29 protein-coding genes are annotated in these 22,048 nt (G+C 62.3%); 1 reads left to right on the plus strand and 28 read right to left on the minus strand.

What is annotated here, in order from left to right; all coding sequences use genetic code 11:
* Window positions 1–10: 10 nt before the first annotated feature.
* The 3 genes from WJ542_RS07335 to WJ542_RS07345 form a co-directional block, all read right to left on the minus strand.
* Window positions 11–2,674, minus strand: coding sequence for a toprim domain-containing protein (locus WJ542_RS07335; protein ID WP_411188634.1), 2,664 nt, complete (start codon window positions 2,672–2,674; stop codon window positions 11–13).
* Between the two features lie 89 nt (window positions 2,675–2,763).
* A complete protein-coding gene (locus WJ542_RS07340; protein WP_411188635.1) occupies window positions 2,764–3,180 on the minus strand; it encodes a hypothetical protein in 417 nt (138 codons plus the stop codon).
* 22 nt (window positions 3,181–3,202) lie between these two features.
* Window positions 3,203–3,451 (minus strand): Ogr/Delta-like zinc finger protein, encoded by a 249-nt coding sequence (locus tag WJ542_RS07345; RefSeq protein WP_411188636.1) that lies wholly within the window; start codon window positions 3,449–3,451, stop codon window positions 3,203–3,205.
* Between the two features lie 200 nt (window positions 3,452–3,651).
* On the opposite strand from WJ542_RS07345, the gene WJ542_RS07350 reads away from it, so the two are divergent.
* The gene (locus tag WJ542_RS07350; RefSeq protein ID WP_411188637.1) at window positions 3,652–3,963 is read left to right on the plus strand and encodes a helix-turn-helix domain-containing protein; all 312 of its coding nucleotides are present in this window, start codon (window positions 3,652–3,654) and stop codon (window positions 3,961–3,963) included.
* Window positions 3,964–3,970: 7 nt separating this feature from the next.
* On the opposite strand, the gene WJ542_RS07355 is transcribed toward WJ542_RS07350, so the two are convergent.
* The 25 genes from WJ542_RS07355 to WJ542_RS07475 form a co-directional block, all read right to left on the minus strand.
* On the minus strand, window positions 3,971–5,008 hold the full coding sequence (locus WJ542_RS07355) for a phage late control D family protein (RefSeq protein WP_411188638.1): 1,038 nt from the start codon (window positions 5,006–5,008) through the stop codon (window positions 3,971–3,973).
* Window positions 5,005–5,430 (minus strand): phage tail protein, encoded by a 426-nt coding sequence (locus WJ542_RS07360; RefSeq protein ID WP_411188639.1) that lies wholly within the window; start codon window positions 5,428–5,430, stop codon window positions 5,005–5,007. Before WJ542_RS07360 ends, WJ542_RS07355 begins: the two co-directional genes overlap by 4 nt.
* A 15-nt stretch (window positions 5,431–5,445) precedes the next feature.
* Window positions 5,446–8,100, minus strand: coding sequence for a phage tail tape measure protein (locus WJ542_RS07365; protein ID WP_411188640.1), 2,655 nt, complete (start codon window positions 8,098–8,100; stop codon window positions 5,446–5,448).
* Between the two features lie 2 nt (window positions 8,101–8,102).
* Window positions 8,103–8,216 (minus strand): GpE family phage tail protein, encoded by a 114-nt coding sequence (locus WJ542_RS07370; protein WP_411188641.1) that lies wholly within the window; start codon window positions 8,214–8,216, stop codon window positions 8,103–8,105.
* Between the two features lie 32 nt (window positions 8,217–8,248).
* Entirely contained in the window at window positions 8,249–8,605 is a 357-nt protein-coding gene (locus WJ542_RS07375) for a phage tail assembly protein (RefSeq protein ID WP_411188642.1), read from the minus strand.
* A gap of 60 nt (window positions 8,606–8,665) precedes the next feature.
* Window positions 8,666–9,175: a phage major tail tube protein gene (locus WJ542_RS07380; protein ID WP_411188643.1), complete on the minus strand. Its 510-nt coding sequence runs from the start codon at window positions 9,173–9,175 to the stop codon at window positions 8,666–8,668.
* 16 nt (window positions 9,176–9,191) lie between these two features.
* Window positions 9,192–10,364, minus strand: a complete 1,173-nt coding sequence (locus WJ542_RS07385; RefSeq protein ID WP_411188644.1) for a phage tail sheath protein — start codon at window positions 10,362–10,364, stop codon at window positions 9,192–9,194.
* A gap of 61 nt (window positions 10,365–10,425) precedes the next feature.
* Window positions 10,426–11,289 (minus strand): tail fiber assembly protein, encoded by an 864-nt coding sequence (locus tag WJ542_RS07390; RefSeq protein WP_411188645.1) that lies wholly within the window; start codon window positions 11,287–11,289, stop codon window positions 10,426–10,428.
* 11 nt (window positions 11,290–11,300) lie between these two features.
* Window positions 11,301–12,854 carry a phage tail protein gene (locus WJ542_RS07395; protein ID WP_411188646.1) on the minus strand — a complete coding sequence of 518 codons (1,554 nt, stop codon included), beginning with the start codon at window positions 12,852–12,854 and terminating at the stop codon, window positions 11,301–11,303.
* A 2-nt stretch (window positions 12,855–12,856) separates the two neighbouring features.
* Window positions 12,857–13,399: a phage tail protein I gene (locus WJ542_RS07400; RefSeq protein WP_411188647.1), complete on the minus strand. Its 543-nt coding sequence runs from the start codon at window positions 13,397–13,399 to the stop codon at window positions 12,857–12,859.
* Complete coding sequence (locus WJ542_RS07405) at window positions 13,392–14,306, minus strand: baseplate J/gp47 family protein (protein WP_411188648.1); 915 nt, start codon at window positions 14,304–14,306, stop codon at window positions 13,392–13,394. The genes WJ542_RS07400 and WJ542_RS07405 overlap by 8 nt, the downstream gene beginning before the upstream one ends.
* Window positions 14,303–14,665, minus strand: coding sequence for a GPW/gp25 family protein (locus WJ542_RS07410; protein ID WP_411188649.1), 363 nt, complete (start codon window positions 14,663–14,665; stop codon window positions 14,303–14,305). The genes WJ542_RS07405 and WJ542_RS07410 overlap by 4 nt, the downstream gene beginning before the upstream one ends.
* The gene (locus WJ542_RS07415) at window positions 14,662–15,321 is read right to left on the minus strand and encodes a phage baseplate assembly protein V (RefSeq protein WP_411188650.1); all 660 of its coding nucleotides are present in this window, start codon (window positions 15,319–15,321) and stop codon (window positions 14,662–14,664) included. Before WJ542_RS07415 ends, WJ542_RS07410 begins: the two co-directional genes overlap by 4 nt.
* Window positions 15,322–15,405: 84 nt before the next feature.
* Window positions 15,406–15,867 (minus strand): phage virion morphogenesis protein, encoded by a 462-nt coding sequence (locus WJ542_RS07420; protein ID WP_411188651.1) that lies wholly within the window; start codon window positions 15,865–15,867, stop codon window positions 15,406–15,408.
* The gene (locus tag WJ542_RS07425; RefSeq protein ID WP_411188652.1) at window positions 15,855–16,301 is read right to left on the minus strand and encodes a phage tail protein; all 447 of its coding nucleotides are present in this window, start codon (window positions 16,299–16,301) and stop codon (window positions 15,855–15,857) included. Before WJ542_RS07425 ends, WJ542_RS07420 begins: the two co-directional genes overlap by 13 nt.
* Window positions 16,294–16,527, minus strand: a complete 234-nt coding sequence (lysC, locus tag WJ542_RS07430) for an Rz1-like lysis system protein LysC (RefSeq protein ID WP_411188653.1) — start codon at window positions 16,525–16,527, stop codon at window positions 16,294–16,296. The genes WJ542_RS07425 and lysC overlap by 8 nt, the downstream gene beginning before the upstream one ends.
* Window positions 16,421–16,840, minus strand: coding sequence for an Rz-like lysis system protein LysB (lysB, locus tag WJ542_RS07435; protein WP_411188654.1), 420 nt, complete (start codon window positions 16,838–16,840; stop codon window positions 16,421–16,423). The genes lysC and lysB overlap by 107 nt, the downstream gene beginning before the upstream one ends.
* An 11-nt stretch (window positions 16,841–16,851) precedes the next feature.
* A complete protein-coding gene (locus tag WJ542_RS07440; protein WP_411188655.1) occupies window positions 16,852–17,652 on the minus strand; it encodes an N-acetylmuramidase domain-containing protein in 801 nt (266 codons plus the stop codon).
* Between the two features lies 1 nt (window position 17,653).
* The gene (locus WJ542_RS07445) at window positions 17,654–17,920 is read right to left on the minus strand and encodes a phage holin family protein (RefSeq protein ID WP_411188656.1); all 267 of its coding nucleotides are present in this window, start codon (window positions 17,918–17,920) and stop codon (window positions 17,654–17,656) included.
* A gap of 3 nt (window positions 17,921–17,923) precedes the next feature.
* The gene (locus tag WJ542_RS07450) at window positions 17,924–18,265 is read right to left on the minus strand and encodes a putative holin (RefSeq protein WP_411188657.1); all 342 of its coding nucleotides are present in this window, start codon (window positions 18,263–18,265) and stop codon (window positions 17,924–17,926) included.
* A 15-nt stretch (window positions 18,266–18,280) separates the two neighbouring features.
* Window positions 18,281–18,487, minus strand: a complete 207-nt coding sequence (locus WJ542_RS07455; protein WP_411188658.1) for a tail protein X — start codon at window positions 18,485–18,487, stop codon at window positions 18,281–18,283.
* Window positions 18,487–18,978 carry a head completion/stabilization protein gene (locus WJ542_RS07460; RefSeq protein ID WP_411188659.1) on the minus strand — a complete coding sequence of 164 codons (492 nt, stop codon included), beginning with the start codon at window positions 18,976–18,978 and terminating at the stop codon, window positions 18,487–18,489. Before WJ542_RS07460 ends, WJ542_RS07455 begins: the two co-directional genes overlap by 1 nt.
* 98 nt (window positions 18,979–19,076) lie before the next feature.
* Window positions 19,077–19,766, minus strand: coding sequence for a phage terminase small subunit (gpM, locus tag WJ542_RS07465; protein ID WP_411188660.1), 690 nt, complete (start codon window positions 19,764–19,766; stop codon window positions 19,077–19,079).
* A 6-nt stretch (window positions 19,767–19,772) separates the two neighbouring features.
* Window positions 19,773–20,786, minus strand: coding sequence for a phage major capsid protein, P2 family (locus WJ542_RS07470; protein ID WP_411188661.1), 1,014 nt, complete (start codon window positions 20,784–20,786; stop codon window positions 19,773–19,775).
* A 44-nt stretch (window positions 20,787–20,830) separates the two neighbouring features.
* A complete protein-coding gene (locus WJ542_RS07475; RefSeq protein ID WP_411188662.1) occupies window positions 20,831–21,898 on the minus strand; it encodes a GPO family capsid scaffolding protein in 1,068 nt (355 codons plus the stop codon).
* Between the last annotated feature and the right edge of the window lie 150 nt (window positions 21,899–22,048).

Here is a 22,048-nt window from a genome sequence, read left to right on the forward strand (position 1 = left end):
GTGGCAGGCACTATGCTCGCTCGAACACCCAGCATTTGACGGTGGCCGGCAAGGCGCGGTTGGCCGGGTCCCGTCCGCGCAGCGCGCTTTTGACGGTCTTGACCTCAATGAAGCGGCGCGAGCGGCTGGTGCGCAGATAACGTTTCAGGTCGGCCAGCGGCGGCGTGGTCTGCCGCCGGTCGGCGGCCACCGTCGCGAAGTGGTTCAGGTTCACCGCGATCAGCTTTTCATCAAACGAGTGATTCAGGCGCGGCTCGTCGACGTCGCCGTCCAGATACTCAAACATGTCCCAGAATTCCTGCACGACCGGGTGATCCGCGTTGATCGCGCGCTGTCGGCTGATTGCCATGTCGATCAGCGTCGTGCGCACGGCGTCAATGCGCTCGTCGGCCAGTGGCACGACATGGGCCAGCGCGTCGACCAGCGACATCAACTGCGCATGATTCTTGGCGATACGCATGCTGCGAATTTCGCCGAGCGCCTGGAGCTGCTGTTCGTATCGGGGCGTCGCCTCCGTGACGGTCTTCATTACGTCGGCCTCGCGGCGGATCGAAGCCAGCAGAAAGCCGCTTACCGCGTCAACCGGCATGCGCTCCAGTTCTTCCGCATGGCGTTTGGTCTGCGGGGTCTGCGTGGAGCGGTCGAAGTGCAGATGCAGCAGACGCTGCAACACGGCTTCACTGGCCGACACCTGCGCATTCTGGCTAATGACGATTGCGCCCCGGAACGGTGGCTCGCGTGTCTCGTTGCCGCCATTCTTGACGCCGATCGCGCGCACACTGCGGCCGTTGTATGCGGTCTTTAGTTCATCCCAGTCGAACGAGCGGGCCTTGGCCGTGTCTTCGCCGCCGCTACGGTCGGCCTCGATCAGCACGACCGGCATGCCCGACACCTGCGCAAAATTCCGAGCACGTGCGGCGAGCGACGATTTCGACGGGTCGAAGCCTTCGTAGTCACGCCGGCCGAAGAGCTTCCACATGAATTCGATCAGCGTCGACTTGCCCGCGCCCGGCTCGCCGACAATTTCCAGAAATGGATAGCTCTTGTGTTCGGCGCGGATCTGCTCGGCGAACAGCGACCCGAACCAGAACGCGAGCGCCACGACGCCCTTCGCGCCGAAGCAGTGCCACAGTCGGTCCAGCCATTCATACTGCTCGTCGGTGGCCTTCCTGTTGACGTTCAGGGATACCGACTGGTTCAGCGTCTTGACGCTCAGCTTGCCGATATCGAAAAAGTCCTCTTCGTTCAGCTCATAGACCTGCCCGCCCTTTACTGCAAGGTCGTTAAAGATGTATGCGCCGTGTTCCTTGCTGTAGCCCACGAAATCAACGGTCTGCACAGAACGGATGCCGGCCATCTGCGATTTCAGGTAGCGGTCGAGCTGCGTGCCGTTACCGGTATAGAACGCGCCAGGCGCGATTGCCAGTAGCCGCTTCTTGAAATCGCCCGACGAGGCGATCTGACCGCCTGTAAAGGTGTTCTTGACAGCGTGGCCGCCGTGCGGGAAGTCGATACGAAAGTAATACCAGGCTTCGTCGGTGAGGGTATTGGCCTGGTAATAGAGCGCGGTGGGCAGGCAATTGGCGATCTCGCTCACCGTGCCCGATTCGTTCAGCGCGTAGTCGCGCCGGCTCTTTTCAGTGAGTCCCGACTGCTGTTCGGCCGCTTCGCGCGCCCGGTCGAAGCGCTCCATGTCCAGCTTGAACCAGTACAGGCGCTGCTCATGGTCGAACGGGAATTCTCGCAGACCGCGCTTCTCGTACAGGAGTATGGCCTTGTCGAACGCAGTCTCGGCAAGCAGCAGCGCGCCATAGTGGCGGTATTCGGCCACATTGTCGCCGCCGAGCTGGTCGCGTTGATGAAGGTCGTTCCAGTCGATCTTGACCTTGCTTTGCGGAATCAGCGCCGCCTCACACGTCCAGCCGGCCTCTTTCGCACGACGCACCCATTTCTTTGTATAGCTGCGCCCGGCGCGATCGCCGTCGAGCGCCCACACGAGTCGCGGCCGGGGCTTGTCGCCGGGCGTGTCGCGCAACGCGGCCAGCGCGTATTCGGGATAGTTGTTGCACGACATGAGCGCGACGGCCGCGATCCCGTGATGCTCGAGCGCGATCGCGTCGAAAATGCCTTCGACCAGCCACACCTCGTCGATGGTGGACAGATCGAGCGTCGGTGGTTGCCACCAGCGACCGGCATAGCTGCCGCCGTATTTGAAGTTGGCCTTCTTGCCACCGAACCGGCCGGGTTCGTCAATGAGCCGTTCCCAGTACGTATCGGCTACCGCAAAACGCACGGTTGCCGAACCGGCTTTCAGCTTCGCGTCGTAATACTGTTCCTGCGTGTACCAGCCGCGCACGCGTGCAGGGTCGAAGCCGCGTGCAAACTGCATGTACGCGTCGGCCGCCGCGTTCGGGTTCGCCGGCATCGGCGGATAGCGCTCGGACCACTTTTCAAAGAGGTCGGGATAGAGCGCTTTCACATGCTCTTCGTAACCGCATTTGTTTGCGCGTCCGCAGCGCACGAACCACGGACTGTCGGCGCGCGCAAACAGTTCCTTCTTGCCGCATGAGGGGCACAAGCCCTGCTGTAGCCAGTTGCTGTTTTCCCGGCTTTCCCTGAAACCGAAGTCAGCCAGAAGGCGGCGCAGGATGTCGTGATGAAGGGTTGGTGTCATGCTCAACGTTTTTTCAGGCGTAAAGAATTCCGCCCGTCGATCCACAATGGATCGGCGGGAATACACGGCGAAAGGGGACAGGGGGCTGTTTAGCCGGTGTGCGTGCGCTGGCCGTGTTCGCTAGTCAGCTCGGGCATGGGCATGCCGTGATGAGACAGGGTGCGTGTGCTAGGTACGGGCTGACTGGCCAGCGCCGGGGTCCGTACGAGACCCATCAGATCGGCGACCGTGAAAACGCGCTTGCGGCCGTTTACGGGATCATGCACAAAGACGGCGTAGGCCGTCGCGCGTGCTAGGTCGATGTACTCGCGCCGGCAACCCGATTCGATCTCACCAACTGCCTGCAACGCCGCATCTTCGGCCGTGCTGGCAGAGACGCCGGCGGCGTCGATCAGGTGAGCGATGCACCGTTCAACCAACAGGTGCCGGTCGTGTTCAAGGTGCTGCGCCTGATGCTGTGCGATGAAAGTCATCGCCAGCGGATACAGCTCAGGTGTGGTTGTCATGGTGGCCTCGCTGGCAGGGTGGTTACAGAGTCAGTTCAAGCTGCTTCATGATGCGTTCGCGCACATGTGGCGAGAACGGAATCCGGATAGCCGGGTTGGGTTTCGCTGACGGCGACAGCGTGCGTACAATTTCAAGGTTGGCGACATACGTATGCCCGCATTCAGGGTCCTGACACATATAGGTCAGTTCGCGCAGCGTGCCCGACATTTCGCGGCTGGTACGGGCAATCGGTCGTGTTCCACAATGCGGACAGCGGATTGTGATTCTCATGGGCTCAGGCTCCTGGGACAAAGACACGCCCCCCGGCGTGCGCCCGACCTCGTGGCAGCGCAATGATTTGGCGTACGTTCGACAGGCTCATCCAGATCTAACGAACTCAGGCAATGAAACCTTTCAAACGCATACAAATAATTACAATACGTAAGAATATAATGGCACGATTGTGTATTTGTCAATAAATTGCTATCCAAATGACTACTTCAGCGAAACGGCTCAAGGAAGAACGACTACGCGTGGGCATGAGCCAGGAGCAACTCGCTCAGGCCGTTGGCATGTCCAAGGGTACGCAGACCCACTACGAAACGGGCAAACGCATGCCCGACGCGGCCTATCTCGCTGCTGTCCACGCACTGGGCCTGGACGCAGCCTATATCGTTACCGGCCGGTTCGCGGAAGCCGGTATCCCGGAAGACGAACAGCAGTTTCTGAGCGTATTTCGCAAACTCGATCAGCGTGGCCGCATGGGTGTCATGGGCGCCATGCTCGGGTATCTCAAAGGTTGACCGCGATTCATGAGCCACCTTTGCGAAAGTGCGAGCGGTGTCGACCGCTTGTCGGATCGTCGCGCGTTTCCAGTTCGAGCGCGGTCGTATATCCACCATCGGCGATCGAGTGCCTTACCTTCTTCGCAAGCCATGACTCGTTGTCGATATCGGGCTTGAACCCGTTCAGATAGACTGGAACCTCGGGGTATAGGTCGGGCCGGCCGAGCGCGAGCGTATAGCTCATGGTCGCCTGGCTGCGCTGCGTGCGGTTGAGTTCGGCCGTTGCGGCCGCGCGTGCCTCGGCTTCGGTCGGATACGTCTCGGGCAATACCTTGATGCTGTGATTGTTCTCGCCTCCGACGACGACAGACTTGCGCTTTGCGCGACCGGTCGCGTGATAGAACGCGCGCACGCCGGCATAGTTCTCGCGCTCGGATACGTGGTAATAGTGTTGATCGCCGCTCTTGCGCGTCAGTTCGATCGAGGCGAGCGGCTTGCCGCTTACGCTCGTGCCGTGTCCGATCGGCATGAACAGCAAGTGCGAATCCTTCACGTTCATCACGGCATCGTATCGCTTCGCGAGGCGCGTGAGAAACGACATATCCGACTCGTGCGTTTGATCGATGTGCGAGATCGCGATTTTCGCAAGGGCTTCGGCGATCGCCGGTTTCAGGCCGTGCGTGCCAGCGATCTTGCGCACGATCGCGCCGATCGTTTCGCCGTGCCAGCTCTTTTCCCTTCGTTCGCTTATGTCCTTCGTCATCGAGGCCGATCGCGCCTGAATGGTGAGCGTATCCGGTGAGCCGGCGTGTTCGATTTCGTTGATCGTGAAAGACCCTTTGTCGACGAGGCCAGTGTCGGCCCATCCGAACGACACGCGTACGACTTCGCCGCGTTTCGGAATCGCGAGCTTGCCGTCTGAGTCGTCGAGCACGAGCGTAAGCGTATCGGCATCGTCCGATCGAGACTCGTCGAGCGACAGGCTCACAAGGCGCGGCTCGATCTTGCCAGTCAGATCCTTCCCGTTGAGGGTGATTTGATAAATGGGCGTTGGTTGCTTCATTGCGCCTGGTCCTTCTTCGGCTCGGTTTTCGTCCTCACAAGACCGTCGTCGACGCGCGTGAGGCTCAATGTGAATTCGATGCGCCTCGGCATACCGTCTTTCTGGTGAAGCGTTTGCCCTTCGTCGAGGCCTTCGATAACGAACGCACCGTACACCGTGCCCGTGCCGTCGACGAGCGCATAGGCGTCGCCGTCGCTTCCCATCGATCGCAGATTGGCCAGCGACGAGAGCTTGCCGATACCCTGGTCGGGGGCAAACCATCCGGTCATGGTGATCGTGTCGTCGCCGTCGCCGAGGAATTGCCGCGCGTTGCGTGCGCCGACGCGCGACGTACTCGCATGCTTCCAGCTCGTGCGCCGTTGCAGCTCTTGATAGGCGAGGGTCGACAGACTGAAAACGAACTGCCCTAGAGCCATCATCATTGTTCTCTCTCCCGGTTAATCGGACAGGCGCGAGCCGGCGCGCGCACGCTTCTCGCGCTCGATCTTCTGCAACACGGCTTCGACTTCGGCGCGGATCGCCTTCGTGTCGTTGCCGGTGATGTTGAAAATGTATTGATCGCCGCCGGCCGACGATGCTCCGCCTGCAGAATTTCCGGCCGCCTGGCGGGCTTGCAGGGCGGGGCGGGCGTCAATGGGTACACCGAGGCCGCCGGCGGCCTGTGCGGCACCAGGCGCCGCGAACGTGGTCGCCGCGAGCGTCGCCAGGCCGACCGCCGCTTTCGCGATGCGGCCTTGCTCGCTTTCCATACCGATCGCCGCGCCCTGGGTGATGAACCCGCCCAGCTCGCCGAACACGCGCGACGGGCTATGAATGCCGAGCTTTTCCTTGAACCAGTCGACCGTATTGCTTGCGACGTTGGTGATCGCATCTTTCACCGCTCCGAGGCCGCTTGTGATGCCGTTGACAAGACCCGCGAGCAGGTTGCCGCCGAATTCCGAAAACTTCGTCGGCATGTCGATGCCGAACCATTGCATCACGGCCGCAAAGGCCTGATAGAACAGGCCGAGCGGGGACCAGTTGACAATGAGGGCGCCGATACCTGAAAGGCCGCCGGCGAACGCCTGTTGAACCTGTGCCCATAGGCCGCCGAAAAAGGCCTTGATCGGCTCCCAATACTGAAAGATCAGGTAAGCGCCGACCGCGATCGTGGTGATCGCCAAGCCGATCGGGTTCGCAAGCATCGCGCGGCCGGCGAACATGATGCCGCGCCCCAGAAATCTCCACGCGGCCGCCTGCAAGCCGAGCACGCGCGACAGGATGCCGCCTTGCAGGCCTAGCGTCGTGATGCTGAAACGCACGAGCGCGAGCGGGCCGAGCACGCCGGCAAGTGCGATCGTGAACATACCGCCGCCGACGAGCATCGCGGCGAGCGCGGCAAGTGTCACGAGCACGACTTGCGCGGCCTTGCTGTGCTCTTTCATGAATCCCGTGACGCGATCGAGCAAGCCGGCCGTGAGCGACAGGCCGGCGTTATAGATCGGCGAAACCTTCTCGCCGATTTCGAGTTTGAGGTTGCGGATTTTCGCGAGGGCTTCGAGTTCGCGCCCTTGGGTCATCGCCTCCGCCTTTTTCGCCCCGTCGTCGATGCCGTCAGCGCCCGCGTTCAATCGCTCGTTCTTGTGGATTTGATCGCGCTGCATGTACATCGTCGTAAACAGGTTTGCAGCAGTGCGATTGGTGAAAATCGTTGCGATCGTGTCCTTGACCTTGTCGGGGTCGGTCACGCCCTTCGCGGCCAGCTTGGGCAGCAATACCTTTTCCATCCATTCGAGCGGCGAGGCCTTCAGAATGTCGCTACCCATCAGCGCGCCGGTTTTGAAGTGGTTGACCTGTCCCATCTTGTTGTACTCAACGCCGTCTTTACGAATCAGGCCGAGGCCTACCAGCTCGCGCGCGGCCTTCACGGTGGTCTTGCCCTGATAGACGTTGTTGTATGCTGACATGAGGCCGGTGCCGACAGCGTGCCCGCCCATTTCCTGAATCAGCGGCTCCATCTGATAGAAAAACGCGTCCTTACGCATCTGTTTCGCCGCGACGCCGCCGGTCTGAATGAACTGCATCCACTGGTCGCCGCCGACACGGCCGCCGGTCGCCGTGATGACTTTTTGCACCATGTTCGCTTCGTCTTTGAACGTTGCTTCGTTTTTCGTGCCGCCGCGCAGCTCGATCACCTTCAGCATGTTCATAAACTTTTCTTCGTTCGCGTGCCCGTCCTCGGCGCCGAACAGTGATTCGTTTACGAATTTCATCTTGGCGAGCGTCGGCATCACCATTTGCGCATGGTGCTCGTCGGCGAAGATGGTCAGCGCGTCGCGCATGAGCGTCATATTGTCCGTTGTGCTCGTGCCCATCTGTTTCATAGCTTTCGCGTACTTGATCGCGTCGGCCGTGGCGTGATCGCCGAGGCCGAGCGCCTTGATGCGCACGGCTTCGCTTTCGAATGCCTTGGACTGGTCGAGCGTTTCGGCGAGGTCGCCCATGATGTGCGAGCCGGTTGCCTTCGCGGCATAGCCGGCGACGGCCATATTCGCCGCGGTGCCTTGCAGCCTGTTCATTTTCATGCGCGCAGCGGCGACAGCCTTCTCGCGCTGCGTGAGCTGTTCGAGCTTTTCCATCTGCCCGCCCATAGTGCCGGTGGTCGCCGCGATGCTGGCGCGCAGCTCGCGCTCATGCTGCGACAGGTTGCGCGTGCTGATACCCGCGCCGGCGAGGCGCGTGCGCAGCTCGTCAACCTTCGTCGCCTGTTGGCCGTGCGAGGCCGTGAGCTGAACGACAGAGCGTTTCGCCTTTTCAAAGTCGGCGATCGTTTGCCGGCTCGGCGGGCCGAACGCGCGCAGGCCGCCGGCCAGTTCTTTAACGCGGGTCTGCGCGCTGCTAAGTTCGCGCGCCGTGCCGGCGAGGCCCGTGCGCATTTCGCGGAACGCGGCAACGTCCTTTTGTGCCTTCTGTAGCTTGCCGAGTTCTTCACGAGACTCTTTAAGCGACTTCACAAGGCCCTTATTGCCGTTCATGATGTTGCGTAGGGGCTTTGTTGCGCCGTCGATCATGTCGAACAGCACGCGCAATTTAAGGTCGTTACCGTTTGCCATTGTTATTCCGTTCCACTGCGCGAGCGCGCCCGCTCGCGCCATTCAGCCAATTCGACGAGGGTGAAGTCGCACATATCGCGCGGGGTCCAGTGAAAGACCGTCGCGATATCGGCCATCGCTTCTTCAACCCGGTCAGGTATGCCGTGCTCTACTGAGCACGCTTCGGCAGCAAAAAACCAGCGAACACGACCCCCAATTGCACGAGGTCAGCGGGGTCGAGCTGCTGCACGTCGAATTCGGTGAGCGCCGGCGACGAGATGCGCGGCAACACCTTGCCGAGCGCGTCGACGTCCAGATTCACGAGGGCATTGAGCGACGTGCCGCGCAGCTCGCCGGATGCCGGCTTGCGCAGCGTGATTTCGGTGATGGTCTGCCCGCCGTTGCGCTCGATCGGCGCGTCGAGCGTGACGGTGTTCGGCTTGGGTTGCGCCGCCGGCGTGATGCTGTGCGAGTGGCCGGGGTCGGTGATGTGGTGCGCGTGCATGGGCGTGTCGAGGTTGGACATGGTTATCTCTCAGATAGGGGATTCGGTGAGGCCCGCGCGGTCTACGCGGGCCGGTGTGCGTTACAGGCCGATCGCCTTGCGCAGATCGGCGAGCAGATCGTCGCCATTGACGTTCTCGATCATGTTCATCAGGTCGATTTCGATGACGGTCTCGCCGTTGATCGTCAGCTTGTAATAGCTGCAAGTCGTCGAGACTTTGAAAGCGGTATCGTCGCCCGGCTTCGCGTTGCCGAAATCGACTTCCTTGTGACGGCCGCGCACGACGATTTCAACGGCGTCGGGCTTGCCCGAATCGTCGGCACGGTAGGCGCCCGCGAAGCGCAGTTGCACGCCGTCATGCTTCGTGATGCCGTATTGCGTCAGCACGGAACGCATGAGGCCGCCGCACGTCCATTCGAGCACGATGCCCTCTTGCCCCTGGTCGATATCGACGGGGCCATTCATGCCGCCGCCGCGATAGGCCTCCATCTTTCGCGTCAGTTTCGGGGGCGTGACTTCGGCAACCTGGCCGACGAAGTTTTCGCCGTTCTGGAAAAGGTTGAATGCCTTGAGTTTCTTCGGCAATGCCATGTTCTATTGCTCCTTGTTAGGCCGACACGCGCGAAGCGAAGTCAGCGAGGTAACGGTCGGTGATGCGCTGGCGCAGCATCAGGTTTTCGATCGGCGGAACCGGCGTGTAGTCGTAATCGATCGCGAGCTTGCCGGCCTTGAGCGAATCCCTGTCGTTCGCGCTTTCGTCGAACCATGCTTCTCCGCCGATCAGATAGCCATTGCGGATCAGCTCGCGGAATTTCGCATTGATGCTTTCGATCAGGTCGCGCACGAGCGACGGGTGCAAATCCTTGTCGACATACAGCATGTGCGCCTCGGCCATCGTGTCGGCGAGCACTTGCGCGGTGCGCGTGTAGTTCTCGAACGCGAACAGCGGATCATCCGAGCAGGTATGCGAACCCCAGAAGCGATACCCCTTCGAGTTAATCAGGGTCGTCACATCGTGCTCGTTCAGATAACCCGCGTCCGTCGTCGGGTCTTGCAAGTCCCAGAAAACATCGCGGCTGATACCCGTGACGCCATTGACGCCGATATTCGAAAGCGTCTTGTGCCAGCCGGTTTCTTCGTCGATCTTCGCGCGCAGGCCGAGCGCGATCGCCGTTGCGTCGACCGTGCCATATGCGTTCGTGCTTGTGTTCCAGCCGACGAAATCCGGCCACAAAACCATCAGCTCGCGTTGGCTGAATTGCTTGCGGTACGTGGTCGCCGCTTCCTTGGTTTCGCAACCATTCGCCGACACGTAGCCGAACCCGCGCAGTTTCTGCGCGAGCGTGGCGAGGGCGATCGCGACCGGTTGCGTATCGAGGCCAGGGGCGCCCAGGATGCGCGGCTTGACGCCGAGCCGTGCTTGCGCGGCGAGTAGCGCTTGCATGCCGGTGTAACGGCCGCTGATATCGGTTTTGCCGACAACGTTGCTTGTCGTCGCGGCGTCGTCGGTTCCTTCTGCGACTCGCACGACGATCGTGACGGGCTTCGTTTGTGCCGAAATGGCTTCGAGCGAGCGGGCAAGCGTGCCCTTGTCGCCGGCCTTGCCGAGCGCCGATTGAATGTTCGTCAGCAGCACGGGCGTATCGAGCGGGAACAGGTCTTTATCCGCATCGAGGCCGGTCGCCACGAGGCCGACAACGGCCGTCGATACGGTGCGAATCGGGCGCGTGCCTTCGTTGATTTCGATAACGCGCACGCCGTGGTGGTAGTCAGTTGCCATGTGTATTCCAGGTTAAAAAGGGCAGTGAAAGGGCGGATTGCAGCTCGCGACGCTTGCGGCGTTACGCGGGGTCGGCCGGGGTTTCCGGCGCGGTGTCAGCCGACGACGGGGCCGGCGTTGCCGGCGTCGTCGGTGACGGATACGGTTGCGGTTCATCCGGCCAGCGAACGGCCGGCAGCGGGTCGCGCTCGAGCGCGAGCGAAAGGGCGGTCTGATAGGCGATCCATACCCTGAATTCGTAAGCCTCCTGGTCTGAGAGAGTGCCGGCTGCATAGGCGTCGGCCTTGCCATCCGTGAAGGCCTTCGCCTTCGTCATGCGCACGTCGAATTCAGCCTTTACCGGGGCCATCACCTCTTCGAACGAAATCGGCTCGGCCGGCCATGTCACGGCATCGGGGAACCCTTCGTGCTGTATCGCCCGCACAAGGGCGAGCTGATAGGTCGACCAGGCGCGGAAGTAATAGGCCTCCTCGGGCGTCAGCAGGCCGACCGCGATCGCATCGGCCTTGCCGTTGTTCATCGTTCGGGCGTACGTCATGCGCTTTTCAAACTCCGCCATTGCCGCCGCGCGCGCCTTCTCGGCGACGACAGCCGGATCGATCGCCCAGGCCCCTTCGCACCAGGTGTATTCGTCGGAGGGGCGCGGCGTTTCCGTCAAGCCGTTCTCGGCGGGCGTGGTGCCGGCGACGAGGATTTCAGCCGCCTGGCCGTTGTCCTGTCTGTGCAGCATCCGGCCGCGATAGTCGGGCAGCAGCTTCCATGCGCCGTTGATGTAGAACGGCCATGTAAGCGGCGTGCGTGCCGGCAGCTCGGCGGCCGTGCTGAATGCAGGCACAAGCCAGCGATCGAGATTGAGCGGGTCGGAATCAGCCAGGCGGCTTGACGTGTATTGGCCGGTCTCGGCGTCGTATTGATGAATGAGCATGGTTAGTTACCTCAGTAAGCGCGGATCATTACGAGCAGGGCGATATTTCGCGGCCGTGCTTCGTTGCCGCCGTCAGCGTTAACGGTGATGCCGTGAGCGTGGCCGCCGGCGCCGCCGATACCGACGCCGTGGCCGTGGTTGCCGTCGCCGTTCAGCCAGATCCCGGTGCCTGACCCAGAGACCACCTGGTCAGCGCGTCTCCAGCCCTGATCGCCACGAACCATCGCGGCCGAGTCCCTGACATCGCCGCCGAAGCCGGGGTCTTGACCGTGTACGGTGTGGGCGTGGCCGGGGTCATTGACGCCGTGGCCGTGCCAGCCTTGCGTGTCTGTCCATGCGCTGTGAATGTGATCGCCGATCCATGCCGAGCTGGCCCCGTGGGCGTGGTAGATGTTTTGCGAGCCTTGATAGGTACCGATACCTCGGCCCGAATCAGCGCCGCGCGCGTCATCCCAGCAGCGCAGGAATTCGCCGCGCAGCTCGGGGATTCGAAAGGTCGTCGCGCCGTCGCCTGTCGAGAAGCAACCCCAGTTGTTTGCCGTCCATATCGCCTCAGCGACGATTGCGCCGCTCGCCTGTGCATAGGCCCACAAGGCCGGATAGTCAGCGCGACGGAGTATTGCGCCGTTGAGCTTGAGGAATCCGGCGCGCGCCGTTGTACGAGCTTCGAAAACGATCGTGCCGACCGTGGCCGAGGCGATCGCGGCGATCACAAACTCGGTAGTCGCCACGCGGCGCGACTGGTCGCCTGCCGGCGGCGTTTGCGCGGTAATCAGGCCGGCGACTTGCAACAGGCCCATACCATCGTTGGCGGTCGTGCCGACGATCACGTTGCCGCCCCAAGGGGCAATTGCGATCGGCTTTTTCGTCGCGGTCGGTGCGTCCGTTGCTTCAATCGACAGGCCGTCAAAATTCGCGACTGACAACACGGCTTGACGCAACGTGTTTTTGAGCGTCGCACCGCCGAGGGTCGCGGCATCGGCAGAGAGGGCGGGCGCCTTAACGGGGCCGGAAAAATCGGCGCCAATAAGGGCCGCGTATCGCTTCGCCGCCGTCTTGGGCGTGACCGCGTGCGTGTCGTCTGCGCCGGCGTCGACTTCGGCTTGCGTGGCGAGCTGGATAACGCCTTGGCGTTGCGTCGTTGCCGGCGGGTTCGTGAAAGACGCGTCGCCGAACACGAGCTGCGCCGCGTCGATCGTCGCGAACTGCATATCGGCCGACAGCATCAGCAGCGCATCAGGCGACTTTTCCATGATCGGCGTTGCCTGCCCATAGGCCGCGACCAGCACGCCGTTTTCGAGGTACAGGCCAAAGCCGTATAGCGTGAATTGATCGGCGGTGTCGTCTTTCAACGTCACATGGATCGTGTCGGGCGCAACGTTCTCGCCGGCGAATGTCTTGATGCGCTTGCGCTCGCCTGGCAGCGCCTTGATTGCCTTGTCAGCGATGAAAGGGGCGCTCGCGAGGCCGATTTCGACGATCTTGTGCGCGTTGGTGCCGTCATTGCTAGGCGCAACGAGCGCGGCGCGTCCAGCGTCAGTAACAGTGATGAGGGTTGCGGCCATGTTCAGATATCCGAGAATGAAAGACGGCGATACAGCGCGCACCGAACGGCCGCCGCGACGCGCTGCGTGCCCCGCATGGAAAAGCCTTGCGTGAAGGTGTAATGCGCGCGCACGGGCTTGGTGCGATCAATCTCTGCGATGATGTCGGCGACGAATGCAGCGGTCGGCGCTTCGCCGTTACGCGAACTGACCGTAAGCACTACGTCGAACGTGCCCGGTTTGCCGCGCGGCGTTTGCTCGAACCATTCGCGCAGCGCGACGTTTGCGCCGAACGTGGCGACGACCTGGCGCACGGCAGCGGCCGTGCCGTTCTTGCGTGCGATCGGAATGGCGGCCTTGACGCGGGCGCGCTTCGTTTGCTCGGGCCAGTAGTCTTTCCATGCGTCGACGCCGAGGTGCCACGCGAGCCAGGGCAGCAGCGGCAGCGGGATCGCGTCAGGGTCCATCAGTGCGGCGAGCGGCGACGGAATGTCGCTAATGCGTGCGCCGACATGCGCAAGGTTGCGCTCGGTGGTCGACGAGTTCGGGGCGAGCAGATCACTCATTGTTGTAAATGCCCCCGTCGATCAGCTCGATAGCTGTGCAGTAAGCCGACTCCATTTTCGAAATCGGAATATCGGCGGCCGGCTCGTCGAGAATCACCTTTTGCACGCCAGGCGCTCGCGCAGCGGCATAGATGCCGTCGAGCGTGATTTCCATGCCGAGCTTGTGCATTTCGGCCGTGTACGCCTTGACGCGCCTGTTTGCCTCGGCGAGTGCGACAGAGCGATCGGGGCCGGCGAAGAAAATGAGGGTCGCGCGAACCGCATATCGCTTGATGGTTGCGCTGCGCGTCGTTACGAAGTCCGTGAGCGGGCGCACATCATCGGCCGAGAGCGCGGCTTGCACCTTGTGGACAAGCGGCTTGTCTGCCGTGCCATCGCCTTCGCGCGACAGGACAGTAACGACGACTTCGCACGGCGCGGGGCTAACGGCCGAGGCATCGAGCACGCGACCATCGGCGTCGCGCGCATGCTTGATGTATGCCCCCTCGGGGCCGGCGACGGAAAAGCCTTGCGGCGCGAGCTGCGTGCGGGCGCGCAAGTCGGTGTCGTCCTCATAAACGCCGTCGATATCGTTGGCCGGGTCAGGCTCGGTAATCGTCAGGCGTTGCACTTCGAACAGCGCGGCAAGGTGTTCGAGGGTCGTGCCTTGCGCATAGGCCAGCATGATCGAGCGCGCGGCATCGTTGACGCGTTGACGCAACACGACTTCGCGATAGGCGTTTTCCTGCAAAAGAATGTTCATCGGCTCGGATTCGAGCGCGAGCGCCGCCGCTACTTCGTCCCGTTGGTCGGCCGGATAGAGCGACACGAGTTTCGCCTTGCGCTCGGCGAGCTGCGTTTCGAAATCGATCGTTTCGACGATATCGGGCGAGGGCAGACGCGACAGATCGATCGGGGTTGCGCTCACGCTGCACCGCCGTTCGTGAGCTGCACGCGCGTCGATACCGGATCGCCGGTTTCGGTAGTCGAGCCTTCAATGTCGACAACCTGCACGCCCGCGCCAGTGTCGGTCTGTTCCGTCGAGAGCTGCACGCGCGACAGGCGCAAGCGGGGTTCCCACTGCATCAGCGCGGTCGCGATCGCCGCATACAGGCGAACACGCGTCGCGCCATTGTTCGGCGCGTCGACCAGCTCGGGCAGCTCGGAACCGAATTCGCGGCGCGCGATGCGCGTGCCGATCGGCGTCGTCAGAATCTTCGAGATCGATTGATACAGGTGTGCGAGGCCGGCCGTCGCGCGACCGGTAAATGCGTTCATGCCTTTCATTTCGTCGGCTCACTTGTCGGGGCGTTCGCGCCTTGCGCCTGGTGCTTGTGCTTCGATGTACTGACGCCGGCTGCGATCACGTCTTGCGTGAATTCGGCCCCGCCGTCGATCTTCATGGTCGAACCGCCTGAACCGCTCTTGCCGGTCATGCCCGACTCGAACGCGAACGCACCTTTAACCAGCATCGCGCCCGTTACGGTGGTGTTTTTCGCGTCGATCGTCATTTCGTCCGCTTCGATGGTTGCGGCCTTGGTCTGCACGTTGACCGCACCAGGCGCGACGATCAGCACGGTCGCGCCGGCGGGCAATTTGGCGGTGAGAGAGTGGGCGGCCGTGTCGTATTCGACGGTTGCGCCGTCGCGATACTTGCGGACGTGCTTCGCCGGGTCAGTGCTCGGCGGGGGGAAATCTTCGGAATAGAAACCGCGCAGCGCGACGGCTTGCGCCGGGTCGCCGCTCGGGCACAACAGCATTACGCCTTCGCCGATCGAGGGCGCAAGCCACGCGATCGTTTCGCCGGCAAAAGGCACGAACCATTGAATCCAGTCGGTAGATAAATCGCCGCTTTCCACCCGACATAGCGCGCCCTGCACTTCTAATACCGTGCCTTTGCGAATGCCATTCAAAAATTGGCGTGAGGATTCGTTTGCGTTCATGCCTCCATGTTGCCGAGCACGCACGCGCGAGTCATCACGCGGCGTTTGTTAGCGTGCCGGGTACATATTTTGAGGGGCGAGCGATCAGCGCGCGATATGTTTGAGCAACAGATCGCGAATCAAATTGCGCTCGGCGTCAGTAAATCCGAGCAGCACGCGGGCCGGATATTTGTACGAGGGGCCGCCCTTGGCGACGCGATCGGTTTCGCCGTACTGGTGGACGCGTGCCACGCGTGCCACGCGGCCGGCAAAGCCGATCGTAAGGCCGGCCGAGTCCGATTCGGTGCGGAGATAGCGTGTTTGCCGCAGCTTCGCGAACATCGCCGCACGCTTGATGCGGCCGGCCTTGTCGCGCAGGTGCTTTTTCGGGCGCGGCTTGCGCTTCTCGAATCCGGTGCCGTCCGGGTTGCGTTGCTGCGCGATGCGCGTGCGTTGACTGCGTTGCAGCTCGCGCGCGATTTCGCGCGTCGCCACGCGGCGAGCGGCCGGCGCGAGCTGCGTGAGCAGCGTGCCCGCCCAGGATTCGAGCGCGCTTAACTCGTCCATTGCGGATCGACCAGGCTATTTACGTCCCATTCGGGCACAGGCTCGCCGACGTGTTCGATCGTCTGTTCGCCGGCGTCATTGGTGCCGACGACGACACTTTCGGTAAGCCGCAGCTTGATCGACAGATCGACGGTCGTTTGCGTCAGTTGATCGGCTTCGAAAGAAATGCCCAACTTTCGCAAATCGTCATTCGTGAGCAAGTCAGATTGATTGCGCCGAACCCATGCCATCACCGCGACGAACACGGTATCGGCGTCGCCGGCGAAATCCTCAATGATGACGTTGAGGGTGTACGCGTAATCGAACGATAGCGACACGGCGCCGGTGCCGACGATGTTGCCGGCGTCGATGAACACGAGCAGCTTGTCGGGATCGACCGCGAGTGACGGCACGGCCACCGTGAGGGCACGGCGCAGACTGGTCGCCTTATTCATGGTCGGCCTTGTCGGGCACGGGCAAGCCTTGCGCCTGGCACGTCGCGATCATGTCGACACGGGCCGCGCATTCGCCCCAGGCCGCCTCAGTCACGTCGAGCGCGCGGCGCAGCTCGTCGTTAGTACGCAGGGCCATCGCCGGTAGCGTGCAGCGCGCGACGGGCGCGCATTGCTGAAACGAAGTCGTCGGCTCCGGTGATCGCGGGCCGGTTGTACAGGCGCACAACAGCGTCAGGCAAAGCGCCGTCAGCCCAGGCGCGAACCGTTTCGTTTTCATGCTTCAAGGCCTCAAAGTCGGTTTCGAATTGCGCGAGGTCGGCCGCGATGCGTTGGCGCTTCGCTTCGAGCTGCGCGAGCGCTTGCGCGTCGTCGCGCGCTTTCTTCTGTAGATCGGCGATCAGTGCGTCGCGACGGCCGACCGTCTCTTTCGCGGTGCGTGCGTCGTCTTGTGCTGCGACCAGCTCGGCGCGCAGGCTTTTCACGTAAAACCAGCCGGCGACGAGCGCGAGCACGACGAGCGCGATCGCGCCGAGGCGCACGGCGATCGCGTTCATGCCACCGCCTTCTCGCGATCGGCATATTTCGCGTATGCCTGGGCGAGCCTCGCGTCATACAGGTTGCGGGCGTAATCCGGGCCGTTATAGCCTTTCGCAAAGGCCGCCCACTTCCTACCCTTCAGCGCGGAAAGCAAGGCCGTGTCGCCCGCGATAAACCTCACGAACGCGTCGAGATGATCGCCTTCGCTGCGCTGCATGCGTGCGACGAAATCGGCGATGCTCAAATACTCCAGGGCTTTCCAGTGATAGCCCATGATTTGAAACGCGCCCCAGCTCGCCGACTCGTGCGCCGCGTCCGCGTCGATACGCTCGGCTGTCGCGAGCCGGGTGTATTCGGCCGCCTTGCCCATGTAACCGCCGGCGGTGCTCGATACGATGTTCGGATACTTCGCCGCAAGTGCTTCAGCGTCGAGGTCTCGCGCTTTCAGGCGCTTGTAGAACACATGCCGCTCGAACAGGATCACGGGCCGGCCATCGGTCAAAAAGCCTTCGCCGCGTGATTCGACTTCGTTGACGGCGCGGATCGATGCGACGGACACGCCCAGCGCGTCGGCCGTCCGCACGAGGTCGGTATCGGTAAGGTGCCTCGGCAGCGCGACGCCCGGCAAGGCGATCATCGTTTTCGGGCCGGCGATGCCGTCGATCACGAGGCCGCGAGCTTTCTGCAGGGCCATCACCGCGGATTCGGTTTCATGGTCGAAAACGTGAGTCTCGGGGACCGGAAAGCCAGCGCGCGTGAGGCGCTTTTGCAATAACGACACATCGTCGCCGATATCACCTTTTCTAAGGATCATGTCATGTACTCCGCAGCAGGCGCGCGACGTTGCCGCGTGCGCCAAAAATGAGAACAGCGAAAAGAACGGCGCGGGCCGCTTCGAAATAGCCGACCGCCTTCGCGTGCAACGCCAGCTCGATCGCCGAGCCGCCGAGCACGACCAGCAGCAGCCAGGCGAACCATGAAATGTGAGTGCGATGCCGTGAGCCGTCGCGGCGATAGACGAGGATGCACAGCGCGGCGACGGTGTACGCAATCAGCGCAATCAGTGCGAGGGGGTTGTGCATGGGTCAGCCCTTTCGAAACAGCGACAACAGGTCGAAAGACTTGATGCGCTCGATCAGTTGCAGGGTCACAGTGATCGCCAGAGCGGCAGCGAAGAAAGCAGCAACGCCGGTGCTCGTGATCGGCGTATGGCTCACCACATCGGGCGCGGCGAGATAGCCGGCGATCAGCGAAATCACCAGATATGCAAGGCGCTTGCCGAGCGACAGGTCCTTCGACGTGACGACGACCAGCGCGGCGCCGGTAAATGCACCGATCAGCGCATTGCCGTCGATGCCGGGAAACAGGCTTGCAAAGCCAATGCCGGCCGAGACAGCGGCGAGCGTGGTGGTGCTAGGTTCGGCCATGTTGGCGACTCCGGGTTAATCGAAAAGGTTGACGAGCTGGATCGTTGATTGATCGTTCGGCGGGTCGGGTAGATCCACGGTGAGGCCGAGCGGCAACACGGGGCCGTGATCGGCCAGGCCGGCGTTAAGTTCTAGCGTCGCTTCGACGACGCTTTGCGTGCGGCCGAGATAGCGATAACAAAGTGAGTCGACCGTATCGCCCTGTTGTGCATAGACGCGCATCAGATCAGCTCTATCGTCGTTCGCGCGACGCCGCGCATGTCGTTGATTGCCTGGCGTGCGTTGCGGCGATCGGCGTCGATCGTCGTCTCCAGCTCGGCCGCGTCGGCCGCGCCCGATTTCGTGCTATCGAAATCGCGGTATTGCTCGGTCACGGCAGCACGCGCGAGGTAATAGACGGCGCGGCGATAGCGCGCGAGCTGCACGCTTTCACCGCCGATATCGTCGGCCGGCAGCTCGGCGAGCGTTGCGACGCCGGCGGCCTGGTGGGACAGGCGCCACGCCGACAGCTCGCGATTTACTTCGTCGATCGCGGCGATCACCGCGTCGCGCAGGCGTGCATGTGTCACGGTGCCATCGAGGCGCACCGCCTGGCGCATGTGCGCCAGGTCGATCGAGGGAAACCAGGGCGCGTTAGTCACGATCAGCTCGGCCGCCGGCGGGGTTGGCTCGGGCGTGATGGTCGGTTCTGCGATCGCGTTAAAGCTACTCATGGTTTCAGCTCTGAAATAGTGGGCGGTGGGCCGGCGTCGGATCGCGTTTCCGTCAGGTGTTGCGATCGTCAGCCGGCGCCGCCCAGCCGGGGGGCTCTTTACATGCGGTCGGCGTTGCCGTCGGCCGCATTGCTGGCTTTCTTTAGCCGGGCAATGTCCTGTTTCACGCCGACGCGCGAATCGAGTTCGAGCGCACGGCGTAGGTGATCGAGGGCGGCCGGTGTATCGCCGCCGTGTTCGGCCATATAGCCGAGGGCCTTGTTTAATTTCGCGCGCACCTGATCGTGCATGTCGGCCGACGCGGTGAGCTGCGCGACTTCGACGAGCTGCGCAGCATTCACGCGCATCACGCTCGCGCCGTGCTTGTACGCGGCCAGTGCAGCTTCGGCGAATTCTTCGGCGATCGCGGTCGCGAGCGGCCGGTCGTATTGATCGGGCAGCGTCATCCGGTGCGCGAGGGCATACCGCGCGATATCGAGCGCGCCGGCGAAGTCGCCCGCGTCGACGCGCCAGATCATCACGGTCGTTAAAACATCGTCCTGCGCCCCCCGCCCGCCCGCCAGTGCGCCCGCAACATAGTCGACGTATTCAGGCAGCAGCTCGGCACGCTTTACGGCGATCTTGCGTTCGATCGAGGCGATCGATTTGAGGCGCCGGCGATCGGTTGCCAGCTTCGCAAGCATCAGCTCGTAAGCGCTCGCGCCGGCGAGGGATTCTCCAGGCGCAGCCGAGGCCGCAGCCTTTTCAGCCGTGACGCGTTCGTAATGGCGTTGGGCGGGGCTTTTCATCGTCGCTTACTCCGCCTGTTCGATGTTTTCGACCAGGCAGCCCGCGCCGAAATCTTCGATCACGTAAGCATCGTTCGACGATTCGAAGTTCTCTATACGGTCGCGCTTGGCGTTTTCGACGATCGTGCGACGGCGTGCGCCCGATTGGTAATACAGCGACAGGTTATCGAGGCGCGTGATAAGCACGCCATTAGCCGGGAAGTAAGGAACCGTGACAGCCGGCAGACCGCCGACGCGCTTCTGCGAAATCACGAGGTCGACCGCGACTTGCTCGGTCGGCGCGTTGTTCGCGTTCACGATCGGAAAATACTTGTCTTTCATCAGCGCGTCGCCGAGGATCGCGACGAGCTGCGTGTCTTGACGGTGCCACGGGTCGATCAGCGAGGTTTTCGCGTCGTACACCAGCGCGTCGAGATTCTTGTAATCCGAACCGGCAGCAGCGCCGACGACGATCTTGCCGGCCGTCTGGCCGTGATCCATGACGCGTTCGGCCGCTTGCTCGCGGTAGTGCTGCAACCAGCCCTTGTTGACGTCTTGCAGCAGCGGATTTGCCGTGCGGTCGGACGTTGGCGAGCGCTTGACGCCGTTGAAACCGATCATGATGCGGTCGAGCGCTTGACGCGTGAGAACCAGATCGCGAATCAGCGTTTGGAAGTTCGGAAACTTCGCCCACATATCGAGCTTCGCATACGGGATATGCGAGTCGAAATTCGTCTGATAGCAGAAGTAACCGTTCGCGTCGACATCGGTTGGGTCGATCGTCTCGCGGTCTTTCACCTTGGTATCGGTCGTTCCGGCGATCGGGCCGCCGATGCCGAGGCCGAGCTTTTCGCCCATCTGTTCCGTCACAGGCGCGACGTTGATCGAGTTCAGAAACGCGCTCGAATCTTGCAAGCGCTTTTCCAGGGTCTGTTGCACGGACGGCGATACCGCGAATTTCTTCGACGGGTCAGCGATTGCGTTGAGCTTCGCGATTGCCGCCAGATAGGCGTTAAACAGCTCGCGGGTGTTGTTCTGCATGTTGTATTGCTCCGAATGGTCGAAAGAGAGCCGAGGGGGTCGGGTTAGCAGTCGGTCGTTTGCGCCGCCGCACCAGCGCCAGTTGTCACCGGCCGCGTCGGTTGACCGTTGCCGGCGGTCGAGAGCTGCGTGTGCAGCTCGTCGAACGCTTTGCGATCGGCTTCGCGCGCCTGGGTTAGTTCGGCGACCTTCGTTTCGAGGTCGGCGACGAGCTTGCCGGTTGCGACGATTGTGTCGGCCTGTTCTTTGCCGTGCGTGGCGAGCGCTTCGCATGCCTGGGTCACATCAGCGAACCGCGAATCGTCGGCCGCTTCTTTCTTCTTCGCGCCGGTCAGCAGCTCTTTAACGCGGGACAGTAGCGCCGGCAGTGCCGCCGGTTGCGGGGCTTCTTCGAACTCGATTACGGTTTCATCGGCGACCGTGAAAAGGTTGGTCGGCGATACCTTGCGGCCGGTGAATGGCGACGCGGCCGGGTTCTGAGCTGCGAAAGAAAGGATTTCCGTGCCGAGGCTTGCGGGGCTATCCGTGACAGCCAGGCCGATCAGATACGCCTGTTTCGTGTCGGCGAAAGACGGGTCGATTTCGCACGAGGTGTAAATCTTTTGCTTCGCCTTCGTCATGGCGATCAGCTCGGCAGTCGGGTCGATTTGTGCATACAGGCCGAGCTTTCCGGCGAATTCGCCAGTGAGTTCGCGCACTTCAACGGCCAGCACGTCGCCGTATGCCTTGAAAGGGCCATCGGGCATGATGCCGCGATAGTGTTCCAGGTTCACGCGTGCGCCGTACTTCGTCGCGCTGTAATTCGCGGCAATCTGTTCGAGCCATGCGCGCTCGATTGTGCGGCCGTCCGTGGTCGCACCTTCGACGGCGATGCGAAACATTTTCGACTTCGCGAGCTTCGTCGCATCGGCCGAGGCGGTCGAGCCGATCGCCATTGCGCCGAGGCCAGCAGCCGCGCCAAGGTCGACGCCGTGCGACGCGAGCGTGCCGAGCACATCAGCATGGTTGAGAACGGTGCTCACGGCGAGCGTCGCCGCGTGTGCATCCATCGTGAAAGCAAACGCGATCGCCGCGACGGCGAACGACATAAGCGACAGCTTGCGAGATTGCATCGTTAGGTCTCCAACAGGTTCCGAGGGGTTCGGGTAAGGGTTCAGCGTGAGTTGATATCTTGCGATCACGAGCGCAACGGCTCAACGTGGGCCGTTTGTTTGTGCTCCGGGTACAAATTGGCAAGCGTGCTTGCGCGCGCGCGGCGCGGG

Source organism: Paraburkholderia yinzeri (assembly GCF_046581065.1).
GTDB lineage: Bacteria > Pseudomonadota > Gammaproteobacteria > Burkholderiales > Burkholderiaceae > Paraburkholderia.